This window comes from Corallococcus sp. AB045 (assembly GCF_003668895.1).
GTDB classification, from domain to species: domain Bacteria; phylum Myxococcota; class Myxococcia; order Myxococcales; family Myxococcaceae; genus Corallococcus; species Corallococcus coralloides.
The window spans coordinates 1-6,919 of record NZ_RAWN01000320.1 but is presented as its reverse complement, the minus strand read 5'-3'; the positions used below and the strand labels follow the sequence as shown (position 1 = coordinate 6,919).

Sequence of the window (6,919 nt, the reverse complement as noted above, 5' to 3'; positions counted from 1 at the left end):
GCCCAGCACGAACCCCACCCCGAGGCCCACGGCCCCGGACATCCACGAGCGCTGCTTCATGGCGCCTCCCGGGCGACCCACGCGCCCCAGTTCACGACGTCCTCCGGCAACCGCGTTCCATTCACCACCACCGCGCGCGGATCCGTGAGGGCCAGCAGGTCCTCCGGCAGCCGCGACAGGCGCAGCTTGCGGCCGAACGCATCCGTCACCTTCTGCCCGCGCTGCTCGCACGCGGCCAGCGACTCCGCCCACAGCCGCGCGAGCCCCGCCGGGTCCAACGTCTCACCCTCGGGCGCGGTCTCCTCCCACTTGCGCGTGCGCGCGTGCAGCTCCGTCAGCACCGCGTAGAAGGGCTCCGTCAGCTCCGCGTCCGGAGAGAATGGGCTCGTGGCGCTCGCCGTCAGGGGCGGCTCCTCGTCCTCCAGCGAGGGCACCGCGTTCACGCGCAGGAGCGCCGCCGCGGCCGCGTTCGCGCCCCGGATGCGGCCCATGGCCAGCGCCTGGCCGTCCAGCACGCCGAAGGCCGGCGTGGCCACCGACGGAGCAGGCCGCAGCCCATCCAACGCGTCCGAGCCCGGCAGCGGCGCCAGCTGGGACAGCGTCTCGTCCACGCCGAAGAGGCCCACCGCCGCCTCGCCGTCCTTGCCGTCCACGCGCGTGTGGACCTGGAGGCGCGCCAGCTCTCCGGGCGCGTACGCGGGCTTGTCCGGAGACACCTCCACCGTCAGGGAGGCTCGGGGCGCCACGTACACGCGCGCGGTCGCCGCCACGCCCTCCACCTGCGCCCAGCCCTCGAAGTCCTGGGGCAGCGTGAAGCGCGCGGAGCGCGTGGCCGGGTCCAGCTTCTCCTTGAGCCGCGTCGGCCCCGCCACCAGCTCCAGCGTCTTGGGCAGCTCACCCGTGAAGCCGGGGCCGCGCAGCAGCTCCACCTTCACGGGCTCGCCGGCCTTCGCCAGCACCGGCGTCACGCGGGCGCGCAGCGGCGGCAGGCGCGCGGGGCGCAGCACGAGCTTCGTCTCGCCCATGTCCTGGCCATCCCACTTCGCCCGGACCTTCAACTCGTAGCCCAGGAACGTGGTGGCCTGGGGCGGCCGGGGGATGCCGTTTCCGCCGTACGTGGGCTGCGCGATGAAGCGCACCACGCCCATGGCCTCCGACAGCCCCCGTCCCACCTGCTTCGAGGCCGGAACACGGATGCGTGCGAAGCGCTCCTTCACGCACGCCAGCACCGCTGGCGGGAGCGCGTCATCCGGAGCGGGCTCCGCCACCCAGGACAGCGCCAGCTCCGGCTTGTCCGCCCACAGCCGCCACGTCAGCGCGCCAGGGATGGCCACGGCGCGGTCCAGCGTGGGAGGCAGGCACGAACGCGCATCCAGCGCGGCGAGCGTCAGCCCCTCGCTCACGCCCCGCTCGTCCCCGAAGGCGACCTGCGTGTTCCAGCGGAAGGAGGGCAGGCCCGGCTCCCTGACCTGGAAGCGAAGCTGGAGCATCCGCTCCGCGCGCGCCGGCAGTCCTTTCGCGCGCAGCGCCGACGCCATGCACGCCTCCAGCCCCTCCTCCGCGCCACCCACGTCCAGCACCTGCCCGGCCGCGCCCACCCGCACCGCGAACTCCGCCATGGCGGAGCCGGAGGCCGGAGAGACGAAGCGCGCGCAAGGGTGCAGCGCGGGCAGCAGCCGCTCCAGCGCGAGCTGATCCTCCAGCGACGCCTGTCCTCCCTGCGCGCCCAGCAGGTCCTTGGACGACACCAGCGACACGGACGGCGGACGCGGCTGCACGCGCACCGGCAGGGGCGGCACCACCACGTTCACCGCGGGGCCCGGATCCAACTGGAAGGCGGCCACACCGTCCTCGTCCGCCACCGCGCTCACGCCCTTGTCGCGCGGGTCCCACGCGCGCGTCACCGTCACCTCCGCGCCCGGCAGCACCTGGCCCGACGCGGTGGTGGCGCGCAGGTAGACGCGGTTGTTGAAGCCCGCCACCAGCCCGTCCTCCAGCTCCGTCACGGAGGACACGGCCAGCGCGTCCTCGGACAGGAGGAGCGACACGCCACCGCGCACCGGCTCACCCGTGGGGTCCTTCGCCTCCAGGCTCGCGCTCAGCGTGGCCTGGCCGCGCAGGTCCTGGGGCACGCGCGGCAGCGTCACGCGGAAGCGGCCAGCGGCGTCCGTGCGCGCCTTCGTGGGCAGCTCGCCCCGGAGCCACTCCGTCGGAGGAGGCCATGCTCCCGCGTGGTTCCACGCCAGCGTCACGTCCGTGTCCGCCACCGGCGCGCCGGACGCGTACGACACCTGCCCCGTCACCTCCGGCGTGTCGTTGGCGCGCCAGAAGGGCCGGGGGCTCTTCGCCTCCATCCGCAGGCGCGGCAGCGTGAAGGGCTCCACCGTGAAGGCCGCGTCACCGGAGGCGCCACCGCTGGTCCACGACACCGTCCACGTGCCCGTGGGCGCGCCCCGGTCCAGCGGGAAGTCCCCCGCCACCACGCCCCAGTTGCCGGCGGGCGCGCGCTCCTCCAGCACCACCTCGCCGGAGGGGTCCGTCACCTTCCACGTCCCCGGCCGTCCATCGAGCGGCGACAGGTCCTTCGCGCGCAGCGCCACCGCGCGGAAGCGCACCCGGTGCCCGGGCTCGTAGAGGGGCCGGTCCGTCAGCACGCGAACCCGCGCGGGCGCGTACAGGGGCAGCGCCGAGTCCACCGTGCCGGTGCCCAGCGGCGTGGTGAGGCGCGCGCGCAGTTGGTAATCGCCGTCAGGCACCGCGGGCAGCGTCACTGGCGCCGACAGGGGACCGGAGCCTTCGCGCTCCCAACGGCCCTTGTCATCCAGCGGCAGCGGCGTCTCCTTGCCGGCCGCGTCCACCAGGAACAGCGCCGCCGTGCCCCGGCCCACGTAGGCCCGGAGTTCACGGCCCTTCGCGTCCATCCCGTGCGCCTCCGCCCAGACCGTCACCCGGCTGGAGCCCCCCCGCGCGAGCGCGCTGGAGGCCATGCTCACCGTCTGGCGGAACTCGCCGTCCGGACACGCGCGCACGTCCACGCCCTGGAACATCCAGGCGGACAGACACCGCCCGGAAACCATGAAGGCCAGGCCTCCCCCCACGAACAACAGCCCGAGCCCTCTGGCCACCCATCGCCGGCGCTGGATGCCACCTGTCATGCGTTTTCTCCCCGTCTTTCCACTGTACGCCGGAAAGCGTGGAGCCGGTCCCCACCTCCCCCCGTTGACGTATCCGTGGGGTGGCTGGGCTAGGGTGACGCGCCATGGCCGTGTCGAAGAACCGTCCCCCGCAGGATGCCCTGCCGCCCCGCCTGGATGCGCTGCTCGAAGCCTTGATGGACCGCGACTTCGCGACGCGGCTGCGCAAGGTCTACCAGGCGGCCGCGGTCGCCATCGACCGGCTGGGGCACCTGAGCATCGTGAAGTACGAGCCCGCCACCGCCGAACCCGACGACGCCGCGGACCTGTCGTTGTGGGAGACGATGGCGCCCGCCATCGGCGAGACGCTGACGGACGTCAACAAGCTGGTGGCCGCCATCCGCGACGCCTTCCCGCCGCCCGCGCGCCCCGCCGCGTCCAATGACGGCGGCTGGGCCCCGCCGCCCGCGAGCTCCGACGAGCGCCTGTCGCAGGAAGCGGAGGCCGTGCTGCACGCCAGCGCGGAGCGCCTGTCCAAGCGCGTGCAGGAGCTGGGCGTGCAGATGCGCCGGCCGGAGGTGGTGAGCGACCGCTGGACGTTGATGTCGGAGCTGGCCGCGTCGCGCGCGGACTTCCGCAATCGAATCGGCGACCTCGTGTACCTCACCGCCGCGGCCTTCGCGGACGTGCGCCGCGAGGACGTGGTGCCCGGCTACGCGAACCAGGTGGGCGCGCGCGTGGCCCTGCGTGGCGCCGCGGCCGACCTGCGCCGCTCACTGCAAGGCCGGCTGGAGCGCGCCGCGAAGGCCACGGACGCCCAGCGGCCCGCGCTGGCGAGGCAGGCCGAGGAGAGCCTGGCCGCGTTCGTGTCCCTGCCCGCGTCGCTCGCGCTGAAGACGCCCACCAAGCGCGAAATCGTCGCGGCGCGAGGCCGGCTGCGCGAAGCGGGCACGCAGGCCGCGCTGGGACCGGACGTGCTGCCCGGACTGGTGGAGCCCTTCCTCGCGCTGCTGGAAGAAGCGATGGAGGAGCTGACCCGCATGTGGCTCACCGTGCACGACCGCGCGGTGTGGGCCGCGAGCGGTGTCCGGCTGGAGCAGGTGGAGATGCACCTGGAGCTGGGCTCTCCGGGCGCGGCGCGGGTCCTGGAGGAGGCGGTGACGGCGGCGGGCGCGCTGTCGGGCCGCTCGGCGCCCTTCGATGCGTTCCTGCGCAAGGGCCGTCAGGAGGCCTCGGCGGGGCTCAACGAGGCAGGAGCGCGAGACCTGCTCGCCCGCTTCCGCGAGCGGCTGGCCAGTCTGCCGTTCAGCTAGCGGGCCTCACGCCTCCACAGGGCCCCGGAGCACTGGGGCCCTGGAAGCGGACACGGCCCGTCGATTCACCGGAGCTTCAGGGCTTCGCGGGCGTGGCCGGCGCGGGCAGCGCGGGGGCGTCCTTCTTCGGAGGCAGGATGCGCAGCTCCTCGAAGCGCTCCGCCAGCGTCTGCGGCGTCAGCTCTTCCTGCCACTGCTTGGGGTTGGTGTTCCACCCGAAGTCGGCCGGCACCTTGCCGCCGCCCTGGCTGGAGTAACCAATCATCTCCGGGAACTGCGCGGACCAACGGCCGCCCGGATCCGGCTCCTTGGTGACGTGCTGCCGGTTGGGGAGGATGAAGGTCTTGGGCTTGGGAGCATCACTCATGCAGCCAAGCCTCTCCGAAAGAGACCTCATTGGGTAGAGCCAAGCAGGGCTCCTGCCGCCTTCGCGCGTGGTTCTTGGGGGGCAGCACGCTCGGCCCCAGCTCGAACACCGCCGCGAAGTAACGCGCCTGCGACTCGCTGCCGTACCGGTAGCGCCGCACGCCCCCCGAGTGCGCCACCTCCACCCGCCAGCCCTTCCGGTCGCACATGACCTTCACTGTATTCCCTGCACCCATCCCGCACCTCCCCCGTCCCGTTGCTGTCCGAGGGGGTGCGCCATGAAATCCCCGTGCCAGCGTCCGCAAGGCCGCCCAAGAGGTTGCGGTGTCGGCGGGTGAGCAGTCGGAGATCGGCCGGTAACCTTTGCAGGCTGCCCTGGAGGGCCGTCTTCCGTGCCTGAAAGGTGGGGCAAGGCGCCATACCGGGTCCTCGCGGCGCGGAACCGGTCTGCTTGTGTCGGGCAGATCCTGCGTTAACTCAATGGCATGACCCAATTCGAGACCCAGAGCGGAGAGCGGTTCGCGGACTTCGATCTTCCCGAGGGCTGCATGATGTGTGGCGGCGCGGTCTCCATCCGGGCCACGCCAGCCGGTGCCCACGGCTATTGCCCGCACTGCCATGTGCTGTCGCGCCCGCAGATGCGCGTGAAGCCCAATGGCGTCGAGCTCTCCTTCGAGACCACGGCGCTCGCCTGAAACGAATCGCCTGACGCCCGTGCCGCGCGGGCGTCAGTGCACCAGGGACAGGAGCAGCGGCGCGGTGGCGAACGACAGCGGAATGCCCACGCCCACCATCAGCACCGCCAGGTCCGCGTCCAGGTCGTGCTCGGCCGCGAGGATGGCCGCCGTCACCATGGGCGCCATGGCGATTTGCAGCACCGTGGCCTGCTTCACCACCAGCGCCAGCCCGGGCATGAGCATCAGCAGGCCCAGCACCGCCAGCGGCGCGAGCACCAGCTTGTAGGACAGCCCCAGCGCGAGCGCCGGCACACGCGGCCAGAGCCCCTTCAGCCGCAGCTGGAAGCCCACGACGAACAGCGCCAGCGGCGTGAGCAGGTCCCCCAGCCGCTGCAGCACGGACTCCAGCCAATCCGGGAAGGCGAAGGGGCGCAGGAGCAGCGCCAGCACCAGCGCCTGGAACGGGACGAACACCAGCACCTTGCGCACGAGCGAGCGGACGGACAGCCCCACCTGGGCGCTGGCCCTCGCAGCCGTCAGCGTGGCGAGCGTCGCCAGCACCAGGAACGAGCCCAGCTGATCCGCCACCACCGCCACCGGCACACCCGAGGGCCCCAGGAGCGCGGCGGCCATGGGCAGGCCCACGAAGGCCGTATTGCCCAGCCCCGCGGTGAGGATGAGCGCCGTCACCGACTCGCGTGACAGCCCCAGCCGGGGCCCGAGCAGGCGAAGGAAGAGCACCGCCCCCACGAAGAGCAGCCACGGCGCCGCGGCGGCCACCACCAGCCCGGGCGCGAACTCCAGCCGGTGCATGGCGCGCAGCACCAGCGCCGGCAGGGACACGTTGAGGAGGAAGACGTTGAACGCGGGCGCCGTCCCTTCGGGGAACCGGCCGCTGCGTCGCGCCAGCACGCCCAATACGAGGCACACCCCCAGGAGTCCGATGACCTGCCCCATGCCCGCCTTGCGTCCCGCCTTCCCGCGTGTGGATTGGCGCGGCAACCTGGAGGAGCCCGCCAGCGATGTCCAGCGCCATGAAGGCGCGCACGGGGAAGTCGCGTTTCGCGCGCGGCCGGAATCGGCGCATGCTGGCGGGCACCCGCGGTCAGTCCCTCTTCTCCACGTCCGTCGGGCAAACGCCATGAATCCCGTTGCCACGGTGTTGAGAGCGCTGGGCGGGGGTGGCCTGCCACGGACGTATTGGGTCCTGTGGGTGGGCACCTTCGTGAACCGGTTGGGGTCCTTCATCGCGCCATTCCTGGCGCTCTACCTCACGCGCGAGCGCGGCTTCAACGTGGAGCAGGCGGGCATCATCGTGGCGCTCAACGGCGCGGGCGCGGTGCTGGCGGCGCCGCTGGGGGGCATGCTCGCGGACCGGGTGGGCCGGCGGCTGACGCTCGCGGGGCTGGCTCTTATACACATCTCCGAG

At 72.9% G+C, this 6,919-nt stretch carries 7 protein-coding genes; 3 read left to right on the top strand and 4 right to left on the bottom strand.

Features of this window, described 5'->3' with window-relative positions:
• Positions 1-56: 56 nt before the first annotated feature.
• Entirely contained in the window at positions 57-3,155 is a 3,099-nt protein-coding gene (locus D7Y21_RS39400) for an MG2 domain-containing protein (RefSeq protein WP_121718453.1), read from the bottom strand.
• A gap of 104 nt (positions 3,156-3,259) precedes the next feature.
• Here D7Y21_RS39400 and D7Y21_RS39395 point away from each other — a divergent pair, with 104 nt between their 5' ends.
• Complete coding sequence (locus D7Y21_RS39395) at positions 3,260-4,447, top strand: hypothetical protein (RefSeq protein ID WP_121718452.1); 1,188 nt, start codon at positions 3,260-3,262, stop codon at positions 4,445-4,447.
• A 76-nt stretch (positions 4,448-4,523) separates the two neighbouring features.
• Here D7Y21_RS39395 and D7Y21_RS39390 read toward each other — a convergent pair whose 3' ends face one another.
• Positions 4,524-4,814 (bottom strand): hypothetical protein, encoded by a 291-nt coding sequence (locus D7Y21_RS39390; protein ID WP_121718451.1) that lies wholly within the window; start codon positions 4,812-4,814, stop codon positions 4,524-4,526.
• On the bottom strand, positions 4,807-5,022 hold the full coding sequence (locus tag D7Y21_RS39385) for a hypothetical protein (protein WP_233591454.1): 216 nt from the start codon (positions 5,020-5,022) through the stop codon (positions 4,807-4,809). The genes D7Y21_RS39390 and D7Y21_RS39385 overlap by 8 nt, the downstream gene beginning before the upstream one ends.
• A 276-nt stretch (positions 5,023-5,298) precedes the next feature.
• Here D7Y21_RS39385 and D7Y21_RS39380 point away from each other — a divergent pair, with 276 nt between their 5' ends.
• A complete protein-coding gene (locus D7Y21_RS39380) occupies positions 5,299-5,508 on the top strand; it encodes a hypothetical protein (protein ID WP_014393545.1) in 210 nt (69 codons plus the stop codon).
• A gap of 33 nt (positions 5,509-5,541) precedes the next feature.
• Here the strand turns inward: D7Y21_RS39380 and D7Y21_RS39375 are convergent, their stop codons facing one another.
• On the bottom strand, positions 5,542-6,447 hold the full coding sequence (locus tag D7Y21_RS39375) for an AEC family transporter (protein ID WP_120562323.1): 906 nt from the start codon (positions 6,445-6,447) through the stop codon (positions 5,542-5,544).
• A 184-nt stretch (positions 6,448-6,631) separates the two neighbouring features.
• Here D7Y21_RS39375 and D7Y21_RS39370 point away from each other — a divergent pair.
• A partial coding sequence (locus D7Y21_RS39370; RefSeq protein ID WP_121718454.1) for an MFS transporter occupies positions 6,632-6,919 on the top strand: 288 nt, incomplete at its 3' end.

Bases quoted from the DNA above. Each gene is read 5' to 3' on its own strand.
- D7Y21_RS39400 (WP_121718453.1), bottom strand. From the start codon at position 3,155: ATGACAGGTGGCATCCAGCGCCGGCGATGGGTGGCCAGAGGGCTCGGG.
- D7Y21_RS39395 (WP_121718452.1), top strand. From the start codon at position 3,260: ATGGCCGTGTCGAAGAACCGTCCCCCGCAGGATGCCCTGCCGCCCCGC.
- D7Y21_RS39390 (WP_121718451.1), bottom strand. From the start codon at position 4,814: ATGAGTGATGCTCCCAAGCCCAAGACCTTCATCCTCCCCAACCGGCAG.
- D7Y21_RS39385 (WP_233591454.1), bottom strand. From the start codon at position 5,022: ATGTGCGACCGGAAGGGCTGGCGGGTGGAGGTGGCGCACTCGGGGGGC.
- D7Y21_RS39380 (WP_014393545.1), top strand. From the start codon at position 5,299: ATGACCCAATTCGAGACCCAGAGCGGAGAGCGGTTCGCGGACTTCGAT.
- D7Y21_RS39375 (WP_120562323.1), bottom strand. From the start codon at position 6,447: ATGGGGCAGGTCATCGGACTCCTGGGGGTGTGCCTCGTATTGGGCGTG.